The following is a 25,041-nucleotide window of genomic DNA, read 5'->3' on the forward strand; positions in this document are numbered from 1 at the left end:
TATGGCTAAAGTAAGTGTTTGTATTCCCACCTATAACCGTTCTCATTACCTAACTTATGCAGTGAATAGTGTTCTTAATCAAACCTACTCAGACTTTGAATTAATTATTTGTGACGACGGTTCCCCTGATAATACTCCCGAGGTTGTGGCCAAGTTTCAAGACAGTAGAATTCGCTATATTCGTCATGAGCAAAATATGGGAAGAAGTCGCAATATGCGTTCAGGTTTTGAAGCATCTCAAGGAGACTATTTTATTAAATTTGATGACGATGATGCTTTAACCCCAGGGTTTCTAGAAAAAACAGTTAACATATTAGATGAAAATTCTCAAGTTGACTTTGTTTGTACCAATCACTGGATAATCGATAAAGATAGTAAAAGAAGTGAATCAGCGACCAAAGAAAATGCCATTCGTTGGGGAAAAGATCGACTTAAAAAAGGGATAATTGAAGACTTAGATTGGCAAACTTTTTATCATCAAAGTTTACAAGTAGGGTCAACTTTATTTCGCTATTCTTGTTTAAAAGATGTCGATTACATGGACCCAAAAGCAGACGGTTGCGAAGATTTTGACTTATTAGTTAGATTAGCATTAATTGAAAAAGTAGGGTATTTTTTACCCGAATATTTAATGGAATACCGTTTTCATGGAGGACAGACCAGTTTAGGGCAAAATTTACACTTTTTAGAAGCCAAAGTATATTGTATTGAAAATTATAAATTCTCTGATCAAGAGTTAGAAGAACAAAGAAAAATTAAATTAGCTGCTACACAACAAGACTTAGGATTAAGATTTATAGAAAAAGGTAAAACAGCAGAAGGAAGGAAACTTTTAAAGGCATCAAAACATATTTTAGGAGACTCAAAAAGAACAAATTTAGGATTATTACTGTCTTACTTACCAATTAATCTACGTCAATTAATTTTAAAACAATTTCGTCAATGGAAACCAAAAGATTATACAGAAAAAGTACGTACACAGACTAATTGATTATATTAATCTATTAAGGGGAATGTTATAAAAAATAGAGAGAAAAGACTTAATAATAACCTTTTTTCTCCCTATTTATTGACAATTTAATAAGAGGCCAAAGTAAGAACAGTTAATTCTGGGGGACAGAAAAAACGTCCTGGGAAATAAGTTCCCAAACCCCGATTAATATAAAGCTGATTTCCTCGAATATTATGCCATCCTTGATACCATTGCCAGTTTTTAAGAAATCCAGAACAATGGTTGATATAAGGGATACATTCTCGTAATTTCGGAGGTATTTTTTGACGCATTTGTTGTAATAACAGTAAACCAGGTCCAAAACCGGGGATGACAATTTGACCCCCGTGAGTATGACCAGACAATTGTAAATCCACACGCCAGCTTTGTAAAATACCAGCAGTATCGGGATTATGGGACAATACTAAACAAGGCTTAGACGGAGAAAGTTGGGACATAGTCAGTTCAGGGTTAAACTCTTTCGACCACAAGTCTGCTAAGCCAACGATAGGTAGATTATCCCCCAACGGACTAACAATTTCATTCCAGAGGACTTTAACTCCCACTTGTGTCAAAGCTTCTGTAATTTTGGGTTTAGCATGGGGATACAAATAGTCATGATTTCCCAAAACAGCATAGATACCCACCCGACTTTCTAATAATTTCAACTTAGGAGCTAAATTATAGATAGTGTTAGCTTGATTGGTAATGTAGTCTCCTGTGAGAACAACAAGATCCGGTTTTTCTTCATTGCTTAAAGCGATCGCTTGAGTGAGTAATTGAGGAGATAAACACACTCCATCGTCATGCAAATCAGAAAGTTGCACAATTTTTGTTCCTTCTAAGAGAGAAGATAACCCCTTAATGGGAATGGTTAACCTTTCTACTCTCAAAGATCCGCTGAAAATAGGAGGAAGCATGAGTAAAAAATGTGTGTGATGATCTGAGTTCGGAGTTCGGAGGGCGACTTCGTCGTGCTAAGCAGCGGAGTTTAGAGTTGGATTTTTTCAAAGGAAAGAATCAGTATTTGAGACTCCTGCTGTTGACAAGTTGTCTATAAATTTCCTTATATCGAACTCAGGTTGATGAGTAAGCTTACTTCTCACCATAACGACAGATTAAAACAACCTCTCAAATTAACGCTATTTTTATAAGGTTTATCATCAGGAAACATATTGAAAAATAGCAGTATTTTAACCTTCCGATAACTCTATATTGACAATTACTTTAACTTTTCTGATGAACAACCGAGAAAAAAGCATCTTTAGCTGCTGCTTGTTCTGCCATTTTTTTAGAACGACCATAACCCGATCCTAGTTTACGATCCTTGAGCCAAACTTCTGCAAAAAATCGTTGATTATGGCCTCGATTTTGATGTTGTTCCATAACACGATAGTCAGGTAAGATTTTGTATTGGCCTTGTGTCCATTCTTGCAAAGCATCCTTATAGTTTTGACGGGCTGGATCTGAGCGAATTTCGGCCGCTTTTGTCAGTAATAAAGGGTCTAACCAGGGACGAATTAAAGTCATATTTTTGCTACTTAAATATAATGCTCCTAGTACCGCTTCAAACGTATCTGCCAACCAAGAAACTCGGCCCATTTTATCTTGAGCAACACTATCACTCATGAGGAGATAACGATCTAAACCATAATCATTAGCAAACTCAGCTAAAGTGCGATCGCTCACCAAAATAGAACGAATAGCAGCAAATTCTCCTACTAATTCATTGGGATAGGTTTCTAATAATATCTCAGCAGAAACTAATCTAATCACCGAGTCTCCCACAAACTCCAATTGTTGATAGTTACTTTCCCTGGAAATAGTAGGATGGGTTAGGGCTAAATCTAATAACTCTAAATTAACCGCTAATCTATCAGATACCCCTAATTTTTGCAGACAAGTTTCTAACTGTTTTTTTCTACGACTATCTAAAAAGACCATTATCAAGATTTTTTCTAATTTAATTAGGAAGTGTGGGGGTGTGGGAAGTTTGGGAAGGGTGGGGAGTTTGGGAAGTTTGGGAAGACTAGAAACAATATTAATATTCTGCTCTCCCAGTCTCCCAGTTCCCCAGTCTCTCTAAAAACTACTCATTTCCTAAATACTTAGCCACCGTTTGCACATCCTTATCTCCCCGTCCCGAACAATTAATAATAATACGGGGACTACCTTCGAGTTGAGGACAAAGAGTTTCTAGATAGGCGATCGCATGGGAAGTTTCTAGAGCCGGAATAATACCTTCTAGTTGCGATAACCGTTGAAAGGCAGCTATTGCTTCAGCATCGGTGACACTATAATACTCAGCACGGCCACTATCTTTGAGATAACTGTGTTCCGGTCCCACCCCAGGATAATCTAACCCTGCACTGATAGAATGGGCTTCTATGACCTGTCCTTCTTCATCTTGTAATAAATAACTCATCGCCCCGTGTAACACCCCTGGACGACCTTTAGTGAGGGTCGCAGCGTGTTTTCCAGAGGCAATGCTTTCTCCGGCTGCTTCAACTCCGATCAAACGGATCTCAGTATCCTTGACAAACTCATAAAATAGTCCCATAGCATTAGAACCACCCCCGACACAGGCCAGTAAAATATGGGGTAAACTGTCCCATTTTTCTTGGCATTGGCGACGGGTTTCCTGCCCAATAATATGATGAAAGTCCCGTACAATCATGGGATAAGGATGGGGACCGGCCACAGAACCTAAAATATAATGGGTGGTTTCTACATTAGTTACCCAGTCTCTGATCGCTTCTGAGGTGGCATCTTTGAGGGTTCCCGTACCTGCTGAAACTGGTTGCACCGTTGCCCCTAATAACTTCATACGGAAGACATTTAGTTTTTGCCGTTCCATATCATGAATACCCATATAAATGACGCATTCTAAACCGAAACGGGCGCAAACCGTTGCCGTTGCCACTCCGTGTTGTCCAGCACCGGTTTCTGCAATAATACGCTTTTTGCCCATACGTTTCGCTAATAAGACTTGTCCAAGGGCGTTATTAATTTTGTGCGCACCGGTATGGTTTAAATCTTCCCGTTTTAAATATATTTGTGGTCCTGTACCATCAGGACGGGCGTAATATTGGGTTAAACGTTCGGCAAAGTAAAGGGGACTGGGACGGCCAACATAATCTTTTAATAATTGGAATAATTCTGCTTGGAACTCAGGATCATTTTTGTAGCGATTATAAGCCGTTTCTAGCTCGCTGAGAGCCGGCATTAGGGTTTCAGGCACATATTTGCCCCCATACTTGCCAAAGCGTCCGATTTCGTCAGGATACTGGGTTTGAGTTGTAGATGGGGCAATGGGTGTGGTTGTCATTGTTATTTTCGTCTTGGTGTTGCGATTGAGGAAAAAGCCTTTAATCTTATTAGATTATGGTAACTGGGTTATCGACTTTTTTCCATATCATTAATGGGGTCAAGAGTTTTTGACCCCGAAATTAATCTAATTGATTTTAACAGGAGATTCTTGCCAAATTTGGTGAAGAAGAGATTCTAAGCGATCGCTTAAACGACAAACAAATAAACCCTCTTCGCTGGCCACATCTGCGCCCAACCAAGTACCTTCTAAGACAACTTCCATCGCTTCATCATCACAATGGTTAACTTCTAGAATTTCCTCGCTAAACTCATTTATATTTTCTAATAGTTGATCTACGTAGGGTAAATCTAAAGAAATCAAAAAAGAAGCACTACTCGGTTCAACACAAAGACTCGTACCTGATCGTATAGCTAAAATGACGCGAGTTGTCACCCAAGCTTCTAAGGACTCTTGGAGATGGTCAATTAAAAATCCATCATGAGTATAAGTTAGTTTTAACATCGTCTTTTGTCGCTTTAAAAATGGCCAAAATCATTGATGTGAGTGGGTAAGTAAGATAAAAATAAACTTAGATCCATATCTTCTCCATCAATTTTGGTTTTTCTAATCAAAACCCCCACTTTACTACTAGGAAGTAAAGCGGGGGATTAGACAAACCTTGAGGAGTTAGGTATTTATCTAGGGATAGGGAAGATTTGCCTTCGCCACCCGCTTTTGAGGGTTAGGGATGTTCTAATCTCTGGGAGTTTATTATCACCTAATAGAGAATAATCTGGATTATTTTGACTACATATCGGAAAATGAAATACTCTTGATGGTTTACTTGGGAATTTACTCATTTTTTCTGCTCCCGTCTCTTCCATGACTCCATTTTGCCACCGTTGACAAGCACCGAGGACAAATATGAATAAATTGGGAACCGAAAAAAGTAACATGAACGTTTTCAATCGTGTTAAAAGAGACTTTTTCATACTACACTGATATTACTGAAATGTCTACTTTTTAATGAGGAAAAAATCATGAAAACCCTTCCGCGCACTTCAACCACTGAAATGGAAGTCACCAGCATCCGTTTAGAAAGAACCCTCAAAGATAAGCTAAAAGGGTTGTCTGGCAATCAAGGGTATCAAGCATTAATCAGAGATATTCTCTGGAACTATGTACAACAAAAGTCAGGGGACTATAGACCTAAATTTTCCGTGGCAGATATTCGTGCTACAGTAGAGGCCAAAGCCAAGAAAGATGAAAGTTGTGTATTGACTGGAAATCTAATTCAAGCAGGGGAACCAATGTTATTAGGGCTAACCATTTATGGGGATTTTGTGCCACTAAGTCTCGGAAGTGTGGATAGAAACTTTTAATTTTTAAATAGCGAGAGATCCCTAACCGATAGAGGGTAAGGGATCTCTGGAGAGTATAATTACGGCTTCTTTTAAGAAGTCGTAACTGTCTATTGTTAATTATCGTTTTACCTTGGGACGGGCAGGCATTTTCGGTCCTTTAGGTGAGGTAATTTCAGATTTTAAGCCAATCCAGCCAATAACACTGTAAACAATGGCCAACATCAAACTACTCAAACCAATACGAAGACTTTGCTTTAAAGCTTGGGTCGTTGCTTGGCTTTCAGCCTGTTTACTACGTTCGCGGAGTTGAGTTTCTAATTGATTTTTCAACTCATCTGTTCTTTTCTTGTAGTCTTCAGGATTTTTCGCTAAATCTCGTAATCCTTGTAATTGTTGACGTTGTTGACGTAGGGTTTCTAACTGCTGAGCATTCAACTGTCTTCCTTGAGCTTGCCCAGATTCGATCACTTGATTGAGTCGTTGAACCTGTTCATTGAGTCGGCCAGGATTTTTAGACAAAGTATCCACTTGGGTTAGGAATTGTTGAATTTGCTCCGCCCCTTGTCCTGCACCTTGTTCAATTCTTGCTAAAGCATCGGTTTTAGCACTGTTAAGGTTACTCAGATGGAAAGGAACCGCCAACAAAAAAAGCAATCCTAAAAAAGCGGATAAGATATACACTGGCAATTTGAGATTGAACTTCGATCCCGGTTTTTTTAAGGGTGCGTTATTGGCCGTCGCTAAACCATCAATTAAATAACCAACCATAACAAAAGCCATACCCACCAAAGGCACAACCCCTCGATCAACAATCCCTGCTACTGCACCAATTTTCCATGACTGACTTGCTAAGTTGGGAGGAATCAGAATGGTTAGATAATCCAACATAGAAGATAGGACAAAGACTACCCCGATCAATTTTAGAGCTAAGGATGTAAATGCTGAATAATTCATTGTTTTTATCAGTTTCTAGATAGCATTCTCTTAAAGATAACAGCCAACAGAGAAATTACCCTGATCGCCAAAGGATTCAATAATTAGGTGCGGACTTTCTTATAAGGGGTTTAAGGAAATCCCTCGTTGATTGAAAGATAAATGTTAAACCTAGGATTTGAGCTTAAAAGATTTAGGGGAAATTGGCAAGGTTGACAACCGTAGTTTCTACAATATTAGTCTAAACCTTGTTAAAAGTTGCCTCAACGAGAAGACATTAGGAATGACACAAGTAAAAGTATTATCTGATAAACCCGCCCTGATTGCTCATGCACTAGATTTAATTGTTGACAAAATTCATACTACCCTAGACCAACAAGCGCAATTTACGATCGCTTTAGCTGGTGGTAGCACTCCTAAACCACTCTACGAAGCTTTAGCTCAAAAATCTCTACCTTTAGAAAAAATTCATATTTTTTGGGGAGATGAGCGTTATGTTCCTGGGGATCATCCTGACAGTAATCAACGCATGGCCCGTCAAGCTTGGTTAGATCAGGTCGATTTTCCTACTGTTAATATCCATCCCATGCCTACAGGTAGGAATGATCCCTCTGTGGATGCTCAAACCCATAACCAGGAATTACAAGAATTTTTTGGGGTCAAAACAGGAGAATTGCCCACGTTTGATATTATTTTATTGGGTATGGGAGATGATGGTCATACAGCCTCTTTATTCCCCCAAACAGAAGCCCTTACTGTAAGCGATCGCCTGATAACGGTTGGGAATAAGGATGGACAACCCCGTTTAACTTTTACCTATCCTTTGATTAATAACGCCCGTTGTGTGATTTTCTTAGTGGCAGGAGACAACAAACGCCCTGCATTAGCTGAGATTTTTTCCCCTAATGGAGATGAAACTCTCTATCCTGCTAAGGCAGTCAAACCTCAAGGAGAACTGTTATGGTTATTAGATGAGGCAGCAGGAGCGCAATTAAAGTAAAAATAAGCAATGATTACTTGTCCAAATTGTGAGCATCAAAATCCAGATGGGGCAGTACAGTGTGAAGCCTGTTTTACCCCTCTTCCTCAGTGGGTTAAGTGTGGCAACTGTGGCCATCCTTTACTAAGTAATGCCACTTTTTGTGGGGAATGCGGCGCGCCCTATCCTTTTGAGGGTTCTACGAAATCAGAAGAAGCAACACCACCTCTGGGCAATGTTTCAGAAGAAACCTCAACATCGCCGTCTCCTCCCGGAAAATCGGCGGCAAGTCCAGGGACACAAATACAAGTCCAAATCGCCAGTTTACTCCATGTTCAAACTGATAGCAAAATAGAACTACCTCAAGGGTTAGGAATTATTCATGTAGGTAAACCCAATGAACAAATTCCCCCTGATCTCGATGTCTCAGGATTACCAAATGCTGATGTAGTTTCTCGTATTCATGCTAATATTCGCAACGAAGCAGGTATTTTCTATATCGAAGATGTGGGTAGTTCTAACGGAACTTATATTAATTACAGGGTTTTGCCCCCGGGAAACCGTCACCGTCTACGACCAGGCGATCGCATTTCTTTGGGCAAAGGGGATTTAGTCACCTTTATTTTTCAATTATCTTAGAATAGTAAAAAATTAAAGGTATGTTAGAGATCAATGACCCAAACCCTAGAAACCTGGTTAAAACAAATCGATGTCCCTGCTGATTGGATAGGGTTACGCCAAGTAACTGAAACTTCTACTCTACGCTATGTTAGGGATGGTAAACCCCAAAGTAATGGACGAACTCAAAGCAAAGGGGTGATGGTGGAAGTCTTAGCCAAGGGACAACTGGGTTATTGTGCTACGAACCATTTAACGGCAGAAAATATTAAACTAGCTGCGGAAATTGCCTATCAACAGGCGATAACCGCTGCTGAATGGGGAATCTATCCTTTCACGGTAGAACAACGCCCGAAGGCGGTGGGAACCTATGAATCTCCATACATTAAACCTTTTGATCTTCTTAGTTCTGAAGATATTAATTATCTGCTAATTAAGGTTAATGAAACTCTGAAAGTTAACGATAAAATTGTCAGTACCTCTGCGATCGCTCGTTTGGTGGAAACAGAAATTCAACTGGTGAGTAGCAATGGTTCCGATGCTTATCAAAAGTTTCTCTTAATCAGCACAAACTCGACGGCAACGGCACAAGACGGTAATACTATTCAAAAACGGACTGATAACGGATTGAGTGCGCGTTCTTATCAAGGGGGACTAGAGGTTCTTGAGGAAACAGAAATTTTAGGCAGGGCCGAAGCGATCGCAGAACAGGCCCTAGAATTATTATCGGCCCCCGACTGTCCCACCACTAATACGACTTTAGTATTGGCCCCTGACCAAATGATGCTACAAATACACGAAAGTATTGGTCATCCTTTGGAACTCGATCGCATTTTAGGGGACGAACGCAATTATGCAGGGTCAAGTTTTGTTAAATTAGAGGATTTTGGCCACTTAGTGTATGGTTCCCCTCTGATGAATGTTACCTTTGATCCTTCGGTGTCAGGGGAATTTGCTAGTTATCGCTTTGATGATGGGGGAAATGTAGCTACCCGTGAGTATTTAATCAAGGAAGGGGTGTTATTACGAGGATTAGGTAGTAAGGAGAGTCAAATTAGATCAAAAGTGCCAGGAGTGGCTAATTTACGGGCCTGTTCTTGGAATCGTCCCCCCATCGATCGCATGGCTAATATTAACTTAGAACCTGGAAACACTTCTTTTGAGGAGATGATTAGTAACATTGAATCTGGGGTCTATATGGAGTCTAACCGGTCTTGGTCTATTGATGACTATCGTAATAAGTTTCAATTTGGCTGTGAATATGCCAAACTGATCGAAAATGGTAAGTTAACTAAAACCTTGAAAAATCCTAATTATCGGGGGATTACTAATCAATTTTGGCGTAGCTTATCCCAAGTGGGCGATCTTTCCACTATGGGGATGTATGGGACTCCCACTTGTGGGAAAGGAGAACCCAATCAAGCGATTCGTGTTGGCCATGCTTCTCCTGTTTGTACTTTTGATAATATTGAGGTATTTGGTGGAGTTGGTTAATTAATGGGGTGATTTTAATGATATTAAAGCCCTAAAAAAATAGAATAAATGATTAAAAGAATTAACTTTTGATGGTTGTATGTTCAACGTTAGGGATATCAACCCTATCTTTTGCTTGTTCAATAGTCATGGTACACATTTGTCCATTTGCATCTAAATCTATTAGAGTATTTTCGTCTAAATCTCTTGTTTCTACAGGTGATTTGTCAGAGAAAATAATATATAGTGTATCCGTTTCTTCTATATTAAATTAATCCCAAGGACTGAAAATCTTAACTGGTGAAAAGTGAAAATCACTTACATTACGAGTAACAATAATTAAATTATATTCATAAGCAGTAGCAGTAATTAAACTATCCATAATGGGTAACTTTTGACCCTTAGCTTCACATTCTCCACAAATTCTTGCCCAACAGTTAATAATATTATAGTCTAAATTAATAATTTTACCAGCAAATCTTAACTCAACTGTTTCAATCCATTGTATTAACTTTTGATAACGTTGAGGTTGTTTTTTCTGAATCTTAATAATTCCCTTTCTAATTTCACCAATAGAGAAAATACTAATAAATAAAGTATCTTCTTCCTGTTCATCTAACCATTGAATAACCTTGCGATTAGGTTTTTTCTTAACATACTCAGAAAGGACACAAGTATCTAATAAATAATTCATAAGGTTATCTCTCTACCCGTGTCTTTATTTCGCTCAAATAAAACTTCATCATCCTCTACTTCTGGTAATAATAATAAATCAGATAATTTTTTTTTCTTTTTTTGTTTCAGTAAAAAAGTTAAGTTTTCTAATTCTTTTAACATTAGTTGGGCGATTTTTTCCTGTTCAGATTCAGGTAACTGTTTAACCCTAGTAATAGCTTCTTCTAATAATTTAGTCATTTTGATGTCTCCTTAGTTATTTAACTACCATTGTACACATTTTAAATTTTTTACCTCATTAAAATCAACATCACAGCTTAATATTTGTAAATTATATTAAATATCAAAAGGTTATGACTTTAAAAAGATTCCTCGTTTCCTGGGAATGACGGTTAAGGAAATAGAAAATGTCCTTACTAATTTTTGTATTCTTATAGTATAATTGAATTATGCTGAAAAATTGATTGATGAGACGATGAAAACAATAAATCAAGTAAAAATCAATGGCCAAGATGACAATAAACAACTAGAATTATTTAACCCATCTAAACCGTTACAATTGACTTTTAAGCAAAAAAAATTTACTTTTGTTGACTTTTTTGCAGGAATTGGAGGGTTTCGTATTCCTTTGGAAAAGTTAGGGGGAAAATGTCTAGGTTATTCAGAAATTGATAAAGAAGCGATTAAGGTTTATCAACAGAATTTTATTGGTTATTATAATGCGGAGGAACTTAATTTAGGGGATATTTCTAAGATCAATCAATTACCTAACAATATTGATCTATTTGTAGGGGGAGTTCCTTGTCAACCTTGGTCTGTTGCTGGAAAATTAAAGGGTTTTAATGATCCAAGGGGTCAACTATGGTTTGATGTAATTAGATTAGTTAAAAAATATCAACCAAAAGCATTTATTTTTGAAAATGTTAAGGGATTAACAACAGGAAAAAATAAGGATAAGTTAGAGTATTTAGTCAATACATTTGAAGATATTAATTATGTTGTGAACTGGAAAGTTATCAATTCCTATGATTTTGGTGTTGCTCAAAATCGTGAGAGAGTATTTATTGTTGGTATTAGGAAAGATCAACAAAATTGTCATAATTATCAATTTCCACAACCGTTAAAAGTTCAGATAAGATTATTAGATGTTTTTGATGAACTTAAACATTGTAAAGTAATAAAAAAAGTTAAGTTAAGTCCAGATATTCTATTTAATGGTAATGTTCCACCGTCTAGAAATAGATTTCAAAAAAATGATGAATTAAATGACTTTTTTACTTTTTCAGATTTAAGAAATGGTCATACAACTCTCCATTCTTGGGATTTAATTAAGACAACAGCAAAAGAAAAAATGATTTGTTTGACTTTATTAAAATATAGAAGAAGTAAGAAATATGGTGTTAAAGATGGTAATCCCTTATCTTTTGAAAATTTAAAAGAATTAATTCCTGATTTAAAAGAATCAGATTTAATTAAATTAGTTGATAAAAATATTTTGCGTGTTATTAATAATAAGTATGAATTTGTTAATTCAAAAAACAATTCAGGAATTAATGGTATTTATCGCATTTTCTTACCTAATTCGGAGACAATTGGAACATTAACTGCAACTGGTGCAAGAGACTTTTTTGCAACGGTTTCTATTAATGCTGACAACCCTGAAGAGTATAAAAAGAAATTTATTCAAAAGATTTATAAACCTCAAAAATTCCAGGCCATAATGGCTAAACATTGTTGTAAATTACAAGGTTTTCCAGATTGGTTTGAATTCCATCATAAAGATAGTATCGCTAAAAAACAGTTTGGAAATTCTGTTCCTATTCCTGTTGTTTACCATGTAGCAAAAGAACTAATAAAATTGCTTGATATTAATTGACCTTTATGGATCAAAAACATCTTGAAATTCTTGAGAAAAATTTTCTTCTCCTAATTCAATAAATAATTCTCTAATCTGTTCCCAAGTATTAGATTGTCCAGAACAAAAATCCCAAAATTCGTTTTCAACTAATAAATCTCTTTCTATATCTAGACATTTTTTTATTTTAGATTGTTGTTTTTCATACCAATCCTTGTTAAAAGGGTTAAAAGGAATTGCAATTCTAGCTTCTAACTTTGCATTAGGATCTTTAGCAAATCTATAAGTATACCATTCAAGTAATTGTTTATTAAAACTTTTAAAATTTCCCACATTAGGTTGAGTTGTTTTAACATCAAACACATATTCAATTTCTCCCTTTCTTAAATGAAGATCGACACCAGTTCCAGTAGGAGGTTTAGAGAATTTCAAATTATTAAGATTTGAATTATTTGCCGCATTTCTCAATCTTTTAATACATTCTAAAGTTGTTATTCCATCTTTCTCTCGTACCGCTATTAACATATCTAATTCATTTCTCAAGTTAGGTGGAAACGGTTCAGGAGACAAAATTTTTTCTGATACAATTTCAAATCCATTAGATTCAGCTAAGATTTTAGCAATAGTTTCCCAGACAAACCCCATACTTGTTTCTAATCCACCGATTAAAGAGCGAATACGACGTTCTTTAGGAAAAATATAATCTAATACATGAAATGTTTTTATTTCTTTATTTTTGAAAAAATCTTTAATGGCTTTTTTTAAGGATTCTTTGATCTTATCTTTGATTAGTTGCTTCATTAATAATTACTTTAACAATAATTCCCTTTAAAATAATCTGATTCCGATTTGTAGAGACATTCTATAGAACGTCTCTACAAGGGTTTAAATACTAGAAGAACCATCCATAAGAATGTAACCCTTTTCCTAATAAATTAACCCCTAAATAACAGACCCAAACCACCACAAAACCACTGGCGGCCAAAATAGCAGGTTTACGGCCTTGCCAACCTTTGGTAATACGTGCATGAAGATAAGCCGCAAATACCAACCAAGTAATTAAAGCCCAAGTTTCTTTGGGGTCCCAACTCCAATAAGATCCCCAAGCTTCATTGGCCCAAACTGCGCCGGCAATAATACCAATAGTTAATAAAGGAAACCCTAAACCAATGATACGATAACTAATATTATCCAAAGTATCGGCTAAACTGAGACGTTGAGGCGAGAGGGTGATGGGTTCAGACTCAATAGCAACGCTTTCTAACACTGCTGTTCCTCCGCTACCACTGCTTTGTACGACATTAACGCTAGATTCTTCCTGGTTATTGTTAAATAAGTTGCTTTTTAACCTATCGCGATAACCGCCGGTTCCCACTGAACTGCCTTTGAGTTGGATGTCTTGGTTGCGAGTCACCACCAAAAAGGCGATCGCTAAAACAGATCCCACCATCAAAGTTGCGTAACTCAACATCATCACACTAACGTGCATCATTAACCAGTTAGATTTTAGCGCGGGAACTAAAGGTGCAGAGGTTTGCATTTCCGAGGGTAAAGTCAAAGCTGCAAACGCCGTTATCGCCATCGCTACGGGGGTTGTGACCACTCCGACGAGGTGACTACGACTCATTTGTTCAGCCAGTAGATGAATAGCTGTTATACCCCAAGCTAAGAAGAATAAGGACTCATAGAGGTTACTGAGGGGGAAATAACCACCTTCTAACCATCGGGCCCCTAACAAAGTGGCCATACATAAATTTGCGATCGCTACCCCTGTTGTTCCTAAAGTAGGTAACCAGGTTAAACCCCGAAAGGCAGCCCCGGCCCAATAAATGAGCATGGTTAGGAATAATAAGAGAAAAGAGCTATTATCGAGAAAATTTTCTAACGTAATTAAATCCATATTGTTGAACTTTCCAATGAGAAGTTATTTTTTGGCTTAACAGTAGGTTGGAGAAACATTAATAAAGTCTTCTCCGATCTCGAAAGTGGATCTTGAACCATCCTTATTTCATTCTAAGACTTTTCTAGGATCGCCGACTAATTCATAGTCCCAGTAATTAATCGTTGTGCGTTTGCTGTTCATAGGTATTCAAAGAAAGACAGGGCAAAGGTTGGTCATTATGGGGTAAGATCAGTCGTATTCTAGAGCTAACTTCCTGCATGAATTTTTTCGAGAAATTAACCCAACGGATCACCAACAACAATAGTTTATTGATCCTTTGTCTTGATCCTAACCCAGAAATGATGCCTCAAGATCAGGATACCCATCCAGAACAAGAAAGTTTAATTATTGCCTTAGAAACTTGGTTAAAGTGGGTCATTGAGGAAACGGCAGACTTAGTTTGTGCTTATAAACCGACTTTAGGTTTTTATGAAGCATTGGGTAGCGAAGGATTAGACTTATTATTGAAAGTTATTAAGACTATTCCTGATGATATTCCCATTATTTTAGACGCAAAACATGGAGATATTAACACCAGTACTGTTTTTGCTAAAGCCATTTTTGAAAAGTGGCAAGTTGATGCAGTAACTGTTAGTCCTTACGCTGGACAAGATCATATTGCTCCTTTTTTGGTTTACCCGGATCAAGGTGTTTTTATTCTCTGCCATACTTCTAATCCTGGGGCTGTTACTTTACAAGAATATCCCACCAATGAGGCTCCTTTTTATTTACAAGTTATCAAAGAAGCGAAAACTTGGGCAACTCCAGAACAGTTATTTTTGGAAGTAGGAACTACTGATTTAGAGGTGATAAAAAAAATTCGTTTTATTGCCCCAGAAAGACTGTTATTGATGCGTAGTGTCTGGAGTAAGGGGAATGATATTCATGAAATACTAAAAGTGTCTTTAAACCCTATGGGACAAGGTGTTTTGATTCCTATTCCTCAAGATTTTTTGAAATCTAAAGACCTGAAAGAAAAAGTAAAGAATCTCAATCAAGATATTAATAAATCAAGAGAAAGTATTAGTCAAAGTTTGAAAGACTGTGAACTTTGGAGTCCTAATGTTTGTTTACTAAATTCTCATCCTCACCAAGATTTAATTTTACAACTTTATGATATTGGCTGTTTATTATTTGGGGAATATGTCCAAGCATCGGGAGCAACTTTTTCTTATTATATTGACCTCAGAAAAATAATTTCTCAACCCCAATTATTCCATGAAGTTTTAAATGCTTATGCTGATATTTTAAAGACTTTAAATTTTGAAAGAATTGCCGGAATTCCCTATGGTTCTTTACCTACTGCCACAGGATTATCTTTAATGTTACATCACCCGATGATTTATCCTAGAAAGGAAGTCAAGGCACACGGAACCCGTCGTTTAATTGAAGGGACTTTTCAACCAGGAGAAAAAGTGGTGGTGGTTGATGATATTTTAATTACAGGAAAAAGTGTCAAGGAAGGAGCAGAAAAATTAACCTCTTCGGGATTAATTGTCGAAGATATTGTTGTCTTTATTGATCACGAACAAGGAGTTAAAGATCAGCTTAAAAAAGAAGGTTATAACGCCTATTCTGTGTTAACAATTTCTGAAATTACTGAAACTTTATACGAGGCAGGAAGAATTAATGAACAACAATATAACAGCTTTTTTAAATCTTGATTTTTGCTCTTTAGATAAAAGTTAGTAGAATTAATCAATCAATAAAATTTTGAGAAAATGGCTATTAAACGCAATCAAAATCCTAACCCTCAACCAAAAAAAGAAGAACGATTAACTAACACAAAAAGGAATAAAACACAAGATAATTTAGAAGAAAGTATTCGTCCGCAGTCTTTTGATGAATACATCGGACAAAAAGACCTCAAAGATGTCTTATCTATTATCATTGAAGCAGCTAAAACCCGTAACGAACCTATCGATCATCTCTTATTATATGGACCTCCTGGTTTGGGGAAAACTACCATTTCTCTCATTTTAGCCTCACAAATGGAGGTTAATTGTAAAATTACGGCTGCACCTGCTTTAGAAAGGCCGCGAGATATTACAGGATTATTAGTAAACTTAAAACCAGGGGATATCTTATTTATTGATGAAATTCATCGACTAAACCGTTTAACCGAAGAATTACTCTATCCTGCTATGGAAGATTATCGTCTTGATATTACTATTGGTAAAGGACAAGCAGCGAGAACTCGGAGTATTCCCTTACCTAAATTTACCCTAGTAGGGGCAACCACTAAAGTTGGGGCCTTAACCTCTCCTTTACGAGATCGCTTTGGACTAATTCAACGCTTAAAATTCTATGAACCGGAAGAATTAGCATTAATTATTCAACGAACTGCTAAATTATTAAATACTTCTATTACCGAAACAGGGTCATTGGAAATTGGTCGACGTTCTCGAGGAACTCCCCGTATTGCTAACCGTTTATTGCGACGAGTTAGAGATTATATACAAGTAAAAAAATTCGATAGCATCACGCAAGAATTAGCTGCAGAAGCGTTAGATATTTATCAAGTTGACCCCCAAGGATTAGACTGGACAGATCGCTTAATTTTAGAGACTATGATTAAACAATTTAATGGGGGACCGGTGGGACTCGAAGCGGTAGCGGCCGCAACAGGAGAAGATGCAAAAACCATTGAAGAAGTCTATGAACCCTATTTATTACAAATTGGTTATCTTAATCGTACCCCGAGAGGACGAGTCGTTACAGCTATTGCTTATCAACATTTAGGAAAAATGGGGGAAGAACAGTTATCAATTTTCAATGAACAGTAATTAGTGACAGAAATCAGAAAAAATATTAAAATAGCCAAAGTCTCCAGACAACTCTAGCTTTATTATGTGTTTTTGAGTTATCCTAATAAATTAGTCAGTATATAGTAAAGTATTATGGGAATTGATAGCAGCGAATACCGCCAACGTAGAGAAAAATTGATGCAAAAAATTGGTCAGGGAACGGCTATTTTTCGCAGCGCACCAACATCTGTAATGCACAACGATGTAGAATATATTTTCCGTCAAGATAGCGATTTTTTCTATTTAACAGGGTTTAATGAACCGGAAGCAGTGGCAGTTTTTGCCCCTCATCATGAGGAACACCATTTTATCCTCTTTGTACAACCAAAAGACCCAGAAAAAGAAGTATGGACGGGTTATCGTTGCGGTGTGGAAGGTGCTAAAGAAAAGTACGGTGCAGACATAGCTTATCCTATCACAGAATTAAACGAAAAATTACCTGACTATCTCACAAAAGCGGATCGTATCTATTACCATTTGGGACGAGATAAATATTTTAATGAGGTTATTTTATCCCATTGGCAACGATTAATGAGAACCTATCAAAAACGGGGAAGCGGTCCGGTTGCTATTGAAGATACCAGTCCTATTTTACACCCCATGCGCCAGGTAAAAAGCGAAGCAGAATTAATGATGTTACGTCAAGCAATGGACATTTCTGCTGCTGCTCATAACCGTGCGCGAGAATTTGTTAAAGTGGGGCATTATGAGTATCAAATTCAAGCAGAAATTGAACATACTTTTAAACTTCATGGAGGAATAGGCCCTGCATATCCTTCTATTGTTGCTTCCGGTGATAATGCTTGTATTCTCCACTATATTGAAAATAACCGTCAAGTTCAAGAGAATGATTTATTATTAATTGATGCTGGTTGTTCTTATGGTTATTATAATGGAGATATTACCCGAACTTTCCCAGTTAATGGTAAGTTTACGGGGGAACAAAAGGTAATTTATGAGTTAGTTTTAGAAGCACAATTAAAAGCTATTGAAGAAGTAAAGCCAGGAAACCCTTATAACGAGTTTCATGATATTGCTGTTTGTGTTTTGGTGCAAGGATTGATTGATTTAGGGTTATTAAAAGGAGATTTAGAAGAGATAATAAAAGAGGAAAAATATAAGCCTTTTTATATGCACAGAACTGGTCATTGGTTAGGTTTAGATGTTCATGATGTTGGGGTTTATAAAAAAGATGAAGAAAACTGGTGTCCTTTGCAACCTGGTCATGTTTTAACGGTTGAACCTGGAATCTACATCGGAAAGGATATTAAACCAGCAGAAGGACAACCCGAAATACCTGAAAGATGGCGCGGTATTGGTATTAGAATTGAGGATGATATTTTAGTAACAAAAACAGGTAATGAAGTCTTAACGGCCGCAGTTCCTAAAGCAATTGATGATATTATTTAGAATATTATTGATTCATTTTAGGTAACAAAGCTCCCCTTTTAAGGAGGAAAATTAAGGAAATTATATATTTCCAATCATCTTTCTAAAAGTGAGAGGTGATTGTTTATTTTTCATTTTTGAATCTTCTGACTTTCCATATATTGTGTAAACATTCGAGGATACATAATTAAAAAGTAAACCCACCAAATTGTTACTAACGTTGTCATAATAAACGTTATCCAAACAATATGAAAAATCAACCAACTTCCAACACTTAATACTATTCCTGTCGACAAAATAGACCAGGGTTGACACCACCAGGGTTTATAGTCCCAAATGTTAGATGATTCTAAATTAGATAAGTCTTTCATGATTTTTTACTCAATATTTAAAGTTAATTTTCAGGTAAGGGAATAGGGAACGGGGAACAGACAACAGATAAGTGTATTGGACTGGTTAATATGTCTTAATACAGTGCTTTTTATCTATGTCCGACTACTTAATAGCACTATATTTTTATTAAATCAATCAGATTCCTCGGAATCACATTTTACCATTAATAAATTAAAGATATTCCTCGTTCCTTGGAATAATAATTATCCATTATCCATTATCCATTGTTAATTATCTTTGCTTCATTAATCCAAGTTTTGACCACATCAGTGGAAGGACATAAATCTTTTCGTTGTAATGTAGCAACTTGTAATTTAAGAATTTGTCGATGTAGAAAACTAACAGAAGTTTGGGACAACTGATTCACTGATATAATACCTGAATGTAAAATGAGTCCACAATAATCGCATCCCACACTGGGAACCCTAGCTAAGTCAGCCAAAGCAGCCCATTTATTAATTAATTGTAGTTGACACTTTAATTGATTAGCTAAATGCTGCTTATTTTCTTTAGTTTTAGTTATCTTAAGTAAATCTTGAGTATTATTAATTCCTAAAGATTTTAATTGTTCTTGATTCTTTTTACTTAACCCTGGTAATTGTTCAATTGGCCAATCAGAAAATTGCATAAAATAAAAGCTATAGCAATGGTTTTGATTTTAGGTTTTCCCACGTAAAGTGATAATTAGAAATTTGGGAATGGTTACTTTTACATGGGAAGTGGAAGTTAACGGATAATTTACTATATTTCCATCTAGATGTGAAGGAATAGTTTTTAAGCACCATTTCTTAAAACCTGGACGGGCCATTCCGCTATGTTGAAGTCCGAACAAACCAATTAAAGCTAAGTTAATTAGTAAAGCAATAGTCAAATTTTCAGTTGGTGCTGAATCTAGAGATTTAGGAACCAATAAGTTTTCTTCAAAACCTATTAAGTAAAGAAAGGTCATCAAGAAAGTTAGATAAGCTATTAAGCCATAGATGAAACTTAGAATACGTTTCATAATTATTGTTGATATGGTTATACATAGCAGTTTCGCTTTCTAGTTTAACTGATCAATAGGCATTTAATCTGTTTATTTCTTATTGTGAAGTAAGATGATTAAGGAACAGGTAGAACTATTGACTTTTTACTTCTAACTTTTGACTCGTGAATTTTTTACCTTACTCTTCCCAAAGTCCTAATTCTTTTAAATTATTGCGTAACTTATTAGCTGCGACTTGGTTATTTTGTTCTTCATAAAGACTGATTGCTTTTTTAAAGGCTTCGGAACTTTCAGGAAGTTTATTTAACTTAAAGAAAACCACACCTAAGTTTTGATATGCAGCAGCATAATTGGGAGTTAAAGAGATTAATTTTTCATAAATGGCCACCGCATCTGCTAACCTTCCCATAGCAGTCAATGTCATGGCAAAGTTATAGTATCCTGTGATAAAAGTAGGATCAATTTTTAGTGTAGTTTCATAAGCTTGTGCAGCATTTTTATAGTCTCCCATGCTTTGTAATACTACGCCGATATTGTTATGAGAACCTAGTTTTAAAGGTGCCATAATCGGTTGCTCGATGGCTTTTTGATAATGTTTGATTGCCTTTTCTTTGTCTTCTTGTTTTGCGTAGAGATTGCCTAAATGATAATGGAGTTCGTATAAAACATGGATGTCTGCTTTATTGGATTTTAATCCCTGTTTAAACAGTTTTATTGCTTGTTTTTCTTTGCCAATTTGAGCGTATAAAGCCCCTAATTTACTACAAGTATAGGGATCATTGGGATGTTCTTTGATAAAGCTTTCCATCGCCGTTTGAGCGCGATTATACTTGTTTAAAGAGGCTATCGCTCCTGGTGTGTAACCATAATGAAACACACTAATGGCAGGAAGATCGACAATTTTCCAGTGATTTTCCTTCTTTAATAATTCACTCACACTATCATCAATAATTGCATGATAGGGACGAGCAAAATTGACTTCTGGATGTTTACGAAATAAACGCGAAACTAAAGAATAAGGAGATTGTGATGAGCCAATTTCATGACGGACTAAATTAACTACTAAATTCTCTTCTTTGGCGATCGCTTCTTTAATTTGTGGGGCAACTTTTTGATTTAAAACTTCATCAGCGTCTAAAACTAAAACCCAGTCTCCTGTTACATATTTTAAGGCTTCATTTCTGGCCTCCGCAAAATCGTCACCCCAGGGAAATGTTGGCACAACTGCCCCAAATTTTTGGGCTATTTCTACGGTTTTATCCGTTGAACCTGTGTCCATGACTACCATTTCATCGACAACATTTTGTACACTTTCTAGACATTTTGATAGGATGACTTCTTCATTTTTAACGATCATGCAGAGGCTAAGTTTTGCCATAACAACTCCTAATTTTTCTACTTCTTACGTTCAGGAAAGCGATCAATTTTCGCAATACCATAAAAGATTAATTCTTTATTACGGATACGAATGCGATCTACTTTCAACTGCGTACCATCTAGGGCAAATTTATCTAAGTCTAGCAAGTCATTCACATGAGAAATCAAAGCTTTTCCTAAATTTTTTGCTTTTTCATCTCCTTCATAGTTAACATTGGTAAATTGGATTTTTCGGCGTTCCTCAACCTCTACTTCTGCTGTCATGTCTAAGTTGATGATTTCACCGCTTTTCCCTAATTTAACTTGACTTTTCAGAGTTAATGTTTTACCTTTATTCACTAGCATTTCTGTTTTCTGGAAGTTCAAAGCCTGTCCTTCGTATTCCAGACGTTGCAACTTCTCTACCACAAAAGGAGTATTAAAAGAGGTGGTTAAGTCTTCTTCGGTCAACACAACTCGCATGGTTGCTTGCGTGGGCTGCCTTAGCTTGACCTGTCCTTTAAAGATAGCACTAAAATCAATAGAAACGGCTTGTACATAGAGTTCCATACCTTCTATGCGCAAACCATTGTACATGAGCATTCCGTTGCCAATAAAGTCAAAACCGTCCACACTGCCTTGTAATAACTTAGCAACGGGTTCGGCCCTGACCGTAGCTTCTACTTTGCCGGTTCGCTTAAATAAGGCTGCGATCGCAGCACTAACGGCCTTACTGACGATTTGATCGCCACCTTGATTGGGGAAAGGGAGGGTTCCAAACACAACTGCTGTCATTATCCATTACTGGGTTGTACGCTATTTAATCTTAACATTAAGAAATATTAAGTGCTGTTACATTTCTTAATATCTTAGATAAAAAATGAGAAACTATAGGGTTGAGTCAATTTAGACAATTGGTTTTAGTCTGGGTTACAGGTCTTGATTGTTTCAGAGTTGACCCCTTGAGTTCCTATATTAAATTTATCCTAAATTTGCTCTTTTACGACAAAAATCAAGGTTAAGCTGATGAAGTAGGGAACATTGCGAACATTGAAGCGACAAGGTTATTAAATATGAAAAAATCAAGCTTACTTTCACCTATTGTATTACTAACAACCATTTTTGTCAGTAGCAATGTTGCTTTAGATGCTCAGGCACAAGTGGAGCAACAAGACGAAATTCGCTATGTTCAAGAAGCAGTTAGAATCCTTTATGATCAAGATCCTAATAAGGCTTTCACTGTGCGAGAATTGCTAGAAGATGGTTATCATAATTGTCAAAGAATAGCTAATGCTAATCGTGATCCATGGGGTAATTTAGCACAAGAAGCGATTAGAACTGGTTTAGGGGTTGGGGGTAGTCGTCCTCAAGATAACCCTGAAATGATGCGAATTTCTCAAAGATATCTTTGTCCTAATCGTTAAATAAAATAGTCTCTTAAATCCGAATTAAAAAAGGAGAAACAAAGGAGAAAAACATGAGAATTGAACAAGATAGTATGGGCAAAATTGAGGTTCCATCCGAAGCTTATTGGGGAGCACAAACACAAAGATCCCTCCGTTATTTTGCCATTGGTGATGATACCATGCCTCGGGAAATGATTCGGGCGATCGCTATTCTTAAAAAATCCACAGCTATTGTTAATAAAGAGTTAGGAAAATTAGCACCAGAAAAAGCAGAATTAATTGTACAAGCAGCCGATGAAGTAATATCAGGAAAACTAGATAAACACTTCCCCTTAAAAATTTGGCAAACAGGAAGCGGTACACAAACTAACATGAATGCTAACGAAGTTATTGCTAACCGTGCCATCGAATTAGCCGGGGGTGTATTAGGTAGTAAAGATCCTATTCATCCCAACGATCATGTTAATATGTCCCAGTCTTCTAATGATACCTTTCCCACTGCTATGCACATCGCTGCAATAGAAGAAATAAATCATAAATTATTGCCAAATATTACTACATTACGGGATAGTTTAGTAACTAAAATTAAAGAGTTTCAAGACATTGTTAAAATTGGCAGAACTCATTTAATGGATGCCGTTCCTTTAACCTTGGGACAAGAATTTTCAGGGTATATTTCTCAACTGGATAAAGATATAGAAAGGATACAATTAAGTTTACCTGATTTATATGAATTAGCTATTGGAGGAACAGCAGTAGGAACAGGGTTAAATACTCATCCAGAATTTGCAGAAAAAGTAGCCCAAGAAATCGCTCAAATAACTGATTTACCATTTGTTTCAGCAGATAATAAATTTGCGGCCTTAGCTGCACATGATGCTGTTGTAATGTGTAGTGGAACCCTGAAAACTTTGGCTTGTTCATTGATGAAAATAGCCAACGATATTCGCTGGTTAGGCTCAGGTCCTCGTTGTGGTATTGGTGAGCTTATTTTACCAGCAAATGAGCCAGGATCTTCCATTATGCCAGGAAAAGTTAACCCCACACAATGCGAAGCCATGACTATGGTTTGTGTGCAAGTAATGGGTTATGATGCTGCTATAAGTATTGCTGGAAGTCAAGGTAATTTTGAGTTAAATGTATTTAAACCTTTACTAATTTTTAATCTATTAAACTCCATTCGATTATTATCCGATGCTTGTTCATCTTTTACAGATCATTTGGTTGTAGGTTTAAAAATAAATGAAGAAAAAATTGCGGATTATTTAAACAACTCTTTGATGTTAGTAACAGCATTAAACCCTCATATTGGTTATGATAATTCCGCCAAAGTTGCCAAAAAAGCATACACAGAAAATACAACTTTAGAAGCAGCTTGTATTGCATTAGGGTTTCTCAGTTCTGAAGAGTTTAAAAAAATTGTTAGACCCGAAGAAATGACATAAATCCAGCAATTCTCATTTTGAAGAATCGAACAAGTAAGTTCTGTTTTTAGAGTAGAGAAATGAGCTAAAATTATTCTTTTTTGTTTACTTTTTTTCTTCATATAGTGGATGAATTATGAGATGGAATACTTCCGATATAATTGCCTCATTAGCTTTATTTGTTTCTGTAATTGCTATCGTACCAATTATAGACAATTTACGTCCAAAAGAAATCAAACCATTAAGCTGTTAAACATCTAAATTACTATACTAGACTGACGGGGAGACGGGGGGAAAGGGAGACGGGGAGAGGGTTTGCTAATTTGTTGCTTAACTTCATGATATGTGGTTTAAATGCACAACAGCTTATCACCTTATAGTTATTGTGTTCAAAGAGGTTTCTATGACTTAAAATCAGATCATTTAATTCTTTCATTGGAATGGAAAAACTTACAAAATAAAACAGCGTTAGTTAGAATCCCTTATCTAAAAATTATTCCTAAAGATCCAACCAATAATAATCACATTTATTATACTTATGTTGCTGATTATCTAACAGTTTCAAGGAATAAGACAATTGCAGAAAATGGATGGACTCCTAGTTCTTCATTTATAGTTCCCCCTAAATCAATTTCAGGAGGATGGAGAGTGTTTAGAACTCTTAATTATAATACTGAAGACCCATTATACAATTTTCAATTTACTCCTGGAACAACTTATGATGTATTTATTGGTTATGAACTTAACGGGAAAATAATTAATAAATTAAATCAACCACTTCTATCTTTCAAGATATCTAAAGATCCATCCCCATCTCAAAAAATTGAATGTTATCATTCACATCCACAAAAACTGCTAGAAAATGTAAATTTATATCCTTCCAAATAATGTTTATTGGTGCGCTTAGTTGGTTGGGGAATGCTTTTTGTAGTCCTTTTCGGCTAATTCCTGCTGCTTCGGCTGTTGCTGTAACCCCTTTAACACGGCTAATCATACGTAATGCAGACAGCAAAGCACCTGTGTCATTATTTTTGGCATATTCCTCAAAGATAACTGTTAGAAAACTCTCAATTTCTTCTGGATGTTGACGATAGTATTCTTCTTCAACTTGGTCAAATGTTCTGTATTTACGCATTACTAA

The 25,041-nt window shown here is 36.3% G+C and carries 27 protein-coding genes; 11 read left to right on the forward strand and 16 right to left on the reverse strand.

From position 1 onward, the window contains the following. The first annotated feature begins 1 nt into the window (after nucleotide 1). Nucleotides 2-991, forward strand: a complete 990-nt coding sequence (locus QNJ66_RS07920; protein WP_300504937.1) for a glycosyltransferase — start codon at nucleotides 2-4, stop codon at nucleotides 989-991. A gap of 86 nt (nucleotides 992-1,077) precedes the next feature. Here QNJ66_RS07920 and QNJ66_RS07925 read toward each other — a convergent pair whose 3' ends face one another. The 4 genes from QNJ66_RS07925 to QNJ66_RS07940 form a co-directional block, all read right to left on the reverse strand. Beyond that, the gene (locus QNJ66_RS07925; protein WP_300504940.1) at nucleotides 1,078-1,911 is read right to left on the reverse strand and encodes a metallophosphoesterase; all 834 of its coding nucleotides are present in this window, start codon (nucleotides 1,909-1,911) and stop codon (nucleotides 1,078-1,080) included. 307 nt (nucleotides 1,912-2,218) lie between these two features. Next, nucleotides 2,219-2,935 (reverse strand): ribonuclease III, encoded by a 717-nt coding sequence (gene rnc, locus QNJ66_RS07930; RefSeq protein ID WP_300504943.1) that lies wholly within the window; start codon nucleotides 2,933-2,935, stop codon nucleotides 2,219-2,221. Between the two features lie 145 nt (nucleotides 2,936-3,080). After that, the gene (trpB, locus tag QNJ66_RS07935) at nucleotides 3,081-4,319 is read right to left on the reverse strand and encodes a tryptophan synthase subunit beta (RefSeq protein ID WP_300504946.1); all 1,239 of its coding nucleotides are present in this window, start codon (nucleotides 4,317-4,319) and stop codon (nucleotides 3,081-3,083) included. A 126-nt stretch (nucleotides 4,320-4,445) separates the two neighbouring features. Next, nucleotides 4,446-4,823 (reverse strand): alr0857 family protein, encoded by a 378-nt coding sequence (locus tag QNJ66_RS07940; protein WP_300504949.1) that lies wholly within the window; start codon nucleotides 4,821-4,823, stop codon nucleotides 4,446-4,448. Nucleotides 4,824-5,341: 518 nt separating this feature from the next. Between QNJ66_RS07940 and QNJ66_RS07945 the strand changes: the two genes are divergently transcribed. Beyond that, the gene (locus QNJ66_RS07945; protein WP_300504952.1) at nucleotides 5,342-5,683 is read left to right on the forward strand and encodes a hypothetical protein; all 342 of its coding nucleotides are present in this window, start codon (nucleotides 5,342-5,344) and stop codon (nucleotides 5,681-5,683) included. 99 nt (nucleotides 5,684-5,782) lie between these two features. Here the strand turns inward: QNJ66_RS07945 and QNJ66_RS07950 are convergent, their stop codons facing one another. Then, nucleotides 5,783-6,619: an HpsJ family protein gene (locus QNJ66_RS07950; RefSeq protein WP_300504955.1), complete on the reverse strand. Its 837-nt coding sequence runs from the start codon at nucleotides 6,617-6,619 to the stop codon at nucleotides 5,783-5,785. Between the two features lie 262 nt (nucleotides 6,620-6,881). Between QNJ66_RS07950 and pgl the strand changes: the two genes are divergently transcribed. The 3 genes from pgl to QNJ66_RS07965 are packed head-to-tail and all read left to right on the forward strand — an operon-like array spanning nucleotide 6,882 to nucleotide 9,689. Next, complete coding sequence (gene pgl / locus QNJ66_RS07955; RefSeq protein WP_300504958.1) at nucleotides 6,882-7,598, forward strand: 6-phosphogluconolactonase; 717 nt, start codon at nucleotides 6,882-6,884, stop codon at nucleotides 7,596-7,598. A gap of 9 nt (nucleotides 7,599-7,607) precedes the next feature. Continuing rightward, the gene (locus QNJ66_RS07960; protein ID WP_300504960.1) at nucleotides 7,608-8,216 is read left to right on the forward strand and encodes an FHA domain-containing protein; all 609 of its coding nucleotides are present in this window, start codon (nucleotides 7,608-7,610) and stop codon (nucleotides 8,214-8,216) included. A gap of 33 nt (nucleotides 8,217-8,249) precedes the next feature. After that, nucleotides 8,250-9,689, forward strand: a complete 1,440-nt coding sequence (locus QNJ66_RS07965; RefSeq protein ID WP_300504964.1) for a TldD/PmbA family protein — start codon at nucleotides 8,250-8,252, stop codon at nucleotides 9,687-9,689. A 61-nt stretch (nucleotides 9,690-9,750) separates the two neighbouring features. Here QNJ66_RS07965 and QNJ66_RS07970 read toward each other — a convergent pair whose 3' ends face one another. Genes QNJ66_RS07970 through QNJ66_RS07980 form a run of 3 tightly spaced genes read right to left on the reverse strand, consistent with a single transcriptional unit; the run spans nucleotide 9,751 to nucleotide 10,583 of the window. Then, complete coding sequence (locus tag QNJ66_RS07970) at nucleotides 9,751-9,933, reverse strand: DUF2283 domain-containing protein (protein WP_300505040.1); 183 nt, start codon at nucleotides 9,931-9,933, stop codon at nucleotides 9,751-9,753. A gap of 6 nt (nucleotides 9,934-9,939) precedes the next feature. Continuing rightward, complete coding sequence (locus QNJ66_RS07975; RefSeq protein ID WP_300504967.1) at nucleotides 9,940-10,362, reverse strand: type II toxin-antitoxin system VapC family toxin; 423 nt, start codon at nucleotides 10,360-10,362, stop codon at nucleotides 9,940-9,942. Further along, nucleotides 10,359-10,583: a hypothetical protein gene (locus tag QNJ66_RS07980; RefSeq protein WP_300504970.1), complete on the reverse strand. Its 225-nt coding sequence runs from the start codon at nucleotides 10,581-10,583 to the stop codon at nucleotides 10,359-10,361. Before QNJ66_RS07980 ends, QNJ66_RS07975 begins: the two co-directional genes overlap by 4 nt. A gap of 235 nt (nucleotides 10,584-10,818) precedes the next feature. Here QNJ66_RS07980 and QNJ66_RS07985 point away from each other — a divergent pair, with 235 nt between their 5' ends. Continuing rightward, a complete protein-coding gene (locus tag QNJ66_RS07985; protein WP_300504973.1) occupies nucleotides 10,819-12,219 on the forward strand; it encodes a DNA cytosine methyltransferase in 1,401 nt (466 codons plus the stop codon). A gap of 3 nt (nucleotides 12,220-12,222) precedes the next feature. Here QNJ66_RS07985 and QNJ66_RS07990 read toward each other — a convergent pair whose 3' ends face one another. Both QNJ66_RS07990 and ccsB read right to left on the reverse strand, forming a co-directional pair. Next, nucleotides 12,223-12,999, reverse strand: a complete 777-nt coding sequence (locus tag QNJ66_RS07990; RefSeq protein WP_300504975.1) for a TdeIII family type II restriction endonuclease — start codon at nucleotides 12,997-12,999, stop codon at nucleotides 12,223-12,225. 91 nt (nucleotides 13,000-13,090) lie between these two features. Next, complete coding sequence (gene ccsB, locus QNJ66_RS07995; protein WP_300504977.1) at nucleotides 13,091-14,098, reverse strand: c-type cytochrome biogenesis protein CcsB; 1,008 nt, start codon at nucleotides 14,096-14,098, stop codon at nucleotides 13,091-13,093. A gap of 260 nt (nucleotides 14,099-14,358) precedes the next feature. Here ccsB and QNJ66_RS08000 point away from each other — a divergent pair, with 260 nt between their 5' ends. The 3 genes from QNJ66_RS08000 to pepP all read left to right on the forward strand — a co-directional run bounded on the left by QNJ66_RS08000 (nucleotide 14,359) and on the right by pepP (nucleotide 18,357). After that, nucleotides 14,359-15,804: a bifunctional orotidine-5'-phosphate decarboxylase/orotate phosphoribosyltransferase gene (locus QNJ66_RS08000; protein WP_300504980.1), complete on the forward strand. Its 1,446-nt coding sequence runs from the start codon at nucleotides 14,359-14,361 to the stop codon at nucleotides 15,802-15,804. A gap of 57 nt (nucleotides 15,805-15,861) precedes the next feature. Then, on the forward strand, nucleotides 15,862-16,926 hold the full coding sequence (gene ruvB, locus QNJ66_RS08005) for a Holliday junction branch migration DNA helicase RuvB (protein WP_300504983.1): 1,065 nt from the start codon (nucleotides 15,862-15,864) through the stop codon (nucleotides 16,924-16,926). A 114-nt stretch (nucleotides 16,927-17,040) separates the two neighbouring features. After that, the gene (gene pepP, locus QNJ66_RS08010; protein ID WP_300504985.1) at nucleotides 17,041-18,357 is read left to right on the forward strand and encodes a Xaa-Pro aminopeptidase; all 1,317 of its coding nucleotides are present in this window, start codon (nucleotides 17,041-17,043) and stop codon (nucleotides 18,355-18,357) included. A gap of 110 nt (nucleotides 18,358-18,467) precedes the next feature. On the opposite strand, the gene QNJ66_RS08015 is transcribed toward pepP, so the two are convergent. From QNJ66_RS08015 to QNJ66_RS08035, 5 genes are all read right to left on the reverse strand, one after another. Next, nucleotides 18,468-18,707, reverse strand: coding sequence for a DUF6737 family protein (locus QNJ66_RS08015; RefSeq protein WP_300504987.1), 240 nt, complete (start codon nucleotides 18,705-18,707; stop codon nucleotides 18,468-18,470). 239 nt (nucleotides 18,708-18,946) lie between these two features. Then, nucleotides 18,947-19,357 (reverse strand): DUF4332 domain-containing protein, encoded by a 411-nt coding sequence (locus QNJ66_RS08020; RefSeq protein WP_300504990.1) that lies wholly within the window; start codon nucleotides 19,355-19,357, stop codon nucleotides 18,947-18,949. Nucleotides 19,358-19,387: 30 nt separating this feature from the next. Next, nucleotides 19,388-19,732: a hypothetical protein gene (locus QNJ66_RS08025; RefSeq protein ID WP_300504993.1), complete on the reverse strand. Its 345-nt coding sequence runs from the start codon at nucleotides 19,730-19,732 to the stop codon at nucleotides 19,388-19,390. A gap of 160 nt (nucleotides 19,733-19,892) precedes the next feature. Next, nucleotides 19,893-21,092 carry a tetratricopeptide repeat protein gene (locus tag QNJ66_RS08030; protein ID WP_300504996.1) on the reverse strand — a complete coding sequence of 400 codons (1,200 nt, stop codon included), beginning with the start codon at nucleotides 21,090-21,092 and terminating at the stop codon, nucleotides 19,893-19,895. Between the two features lie 17 nt (nucleotides 21,093-21,109). Continuing rightward, entirely contained in the window at nucleotides 21,110-21,865 is a 756-nt protein-coding gene (locus QNJ66_RS08035; RefSeq protein WP_300504999.1) for a DUF2993 domain-containing protein, read from the reverse strand. Between the two features lie 278 nt (nucleotides 21,866-22,143). On the opposite strand from QNJ66_RS08035, the gene QNJ66_RS08040 reads away from it, so the two are divergent. Together QNJ66_RS08040 and fumC are read left to right on the forward strand one after the other, a co-directional pair. Further along, nucleotides 22,144-22,494 carry a hypothetical protein gene (locus QNJ66_RS08040; RefSeq protein WP_300505001.1) on the forward strand — a complete coding sequence of 117 codons (351 nt, stop codon included), beginning with the start codon at nucleotides 22,144-22,146 and terminating at the stop codon, nucleotides 22,492-22,494. A gap of 53 nt (nucleotides 22,495-22,547) precedes the next feature. Next, nucleotides 22,548-23,921, forward strand: coding sequence for a class II fumarate hydratase (gene fumC, locus QNJ66_RS08045; RefSeq protein ID WP_300505004.1), 1,374 nt, complete (start codon nucleotides 22,548-22,550; stop codon nucleotides 23,919-23,921). A gap of 775 nt (nucleotides 23,922-24,696) precedes the next feature. Here the strand turns inward: fumC and QNJ66_RS08050 are convergent. Next, on the reverse strand, nucleotides 24,697-25,035 hold the full coding sequence (locus tag QNJ66_RS08050) for a hypothetical protein (protein WP_300505007.1): 339 nt from the start codon (nucleotides 25,033-25,035) through the stop codon (nucleotides 24,697-24,699). Nucleotides 25,036-25,041 lie beyond the last annotated feature (6 nt).

Source organism: Crocosphaera sp. (assembly GCF_030064895.1).
Classification (GTDB): domain Bacteria; phylum Cyanobacteriota; class Cyanobacteriia; order Cyanobacteriales; family Microcystaceae; genus Crocosphaera.

Coding starts and splice junctions, on each gene's coding strand:
- QNJ66_RS07920 (WP_300504937.1), top strand. CDS start 2: ATGGCTAAAGTAAGTGTTTGTATTCCCACCTATAACCGTTCTCATTAC.
- QNJ66_RS07925 (WP_300504940.1), bottom strand. CDS start 1,911: ATGCTTCCTCCTATTTTCAGCGGATCTTTGAGAGTAGAAAGGTTAACC.
- rnc (WP_300504943.1), bottom strand. CDS start 2,935: ATGGTCTTTTTAGATAGTCGTAGAAAAAAACAGTTAGAAACTTGTCTG.
- trpB (WP_300504946.1), bottom strand. CDS start 4,319: ATGACAACCACACCCATTGCCCCATCTACAACTCAAACCCAGTATCCT.
- QNJ66_RS07940 (WP_300504949.1), bottom strand. CDS start 4,823: ATGTTAAAACTAACTTATACTCATGATGGATTTTTAATTGACCATCTC.
- QNJ66_RS07945 (WP_300504952.1), top strand. CDS start 5,342: ATGAAAACCCTTCCGCGCACTTCAACCACTGAAATGGAAGTCACCAGC.
- QNJ66_RS07950 (WP_300504955.1), bottom strand. CDS start 6,619: ATGAATTATTCAGCATTTACATCCTTAGCTCTAAAATTGATCGGGGTA.
- pgl (WP_300504958.1), top strand. CDS start 6,882: ATGACACAAGTAAAAGTATTATCTGATAAACCCGCCCTGATTGCTCAT.
- QNJ66_RS07960 (WP_300504960.1), top strand. CDS start 7,608: ATGATTACTTGTCCAAATTGTGAGCATCAAAATCCAGATGGGGCAGTA.
- QNJ66_RS07965 (WP_300504964.1), top strand. CDS start 8,250: ATGACCCAAACCCTAGAAACCTGGTTAAAACAAATCGATGTCCCTGCT.
- QNJ66_RS07975 (WP_300504967.1), bottom strand. CDS start 10,362: ATGAATTATTTATTAGATACTTGTGTCCTTTCTGAGTATGTTAAGAAA.
- QNJ66_RS07980 (WP_300504970.1), bottom strand. CDS start 10,583: ATGACTAAATTATTAGAAGAAGCTATTACTAGGGTTAAACAGTTACCT.
- QNJ66_RS07985 (WP_300504973.1), top strand. CDS start 10,819: ATGAAAACAATAAATCAAGTAAAAATCAATGGCCAAGATGACAATAAA.
- QNJ66_RS07990 (WP_300504975.1), bottom strand. CDS start 12,999: ATGAAGCAACTAATCAAAGATAAGATCAAAGAATCCTTAAAAAAAGCC.
- ccsB (WP_300504977.1), bottom strand. CDS start 14,098: ATGGATTTAATTACGTTAGAAAATTTTCTCGATAATAGCTCTTTTCTC.
- QNJ66_RS08000 (WP_300504980.1), top strand. CDS start 14,359: ATGAATTTTTTCGAGAAATTAACCCAACGGATCACCAACAACAATAGT.
- ruvB (WP_300504983.1), top strand. CDS start 15,862: ATGGCTATTAAACGCAATCAAAATCCTAACCCTCAACCAAAAAAAGAA.
- pepP (WP_300504985.1), top strand. CDS start 17,041: ATGGGAATTGATAGCAGCGAATACCGCCAACGTAGAGAAAAATTGATG.
- QNJ66_RS08015 (WP_300504987.1), bottom strand. CDS start 18,707: ATGAAAGACTTATCTAATTTAGAATCATCTAACATTTGGGACTATAAA.
- QNJ66_RS08020 (WP_300504990.1), bottom strand. CDS start 19,357: ATGCAATTTTCTGATTGGCCAATTGAACAATTACCAGGGTTAAGTAAA.
- QNJ66_RS08025 (WP_300504993.1), bottom strand. CDS start 19,732: ATGAAACGTATTCTAAGTTTCATCTATGGCTTAATAGCTTATCTAACT.
- QNJ66_RS08030 (WP_300504996.1), bottom strand. CDS start 21,092: ATGGCAAAACTTAGCCTCTGCATGATCGTTAAAAATGAAGAAGTCATC.
- QNJ66_RS08035 (WP_300504999.1), bottom strand. CDS start 21,865: ATGACAGCAGTTGTGTTTGGAACCCTCCCTTTCCCCAATCAAGGTGGC.
- QNJ66_RS08040 (WP_300505001.1), top strand. CDS start 22,144: ATGAAAAAATCAAGCTTACTTTCACCTATTGTATTACTAACAACCATT.
- fumC (WP_300505004.1), top strand. CDS start 22,548: ATGAGAATTGAACAAGATAGTATGGGCAAAATTGAGGTTCCATCCGAA.
- QNJ66_RS08050 (WP_300505007.1), bottom strand. CDS start 25,035: ATGCGTAAATACAGAACATTTGACCAAGTTGAAGAAGAATACTATCGT.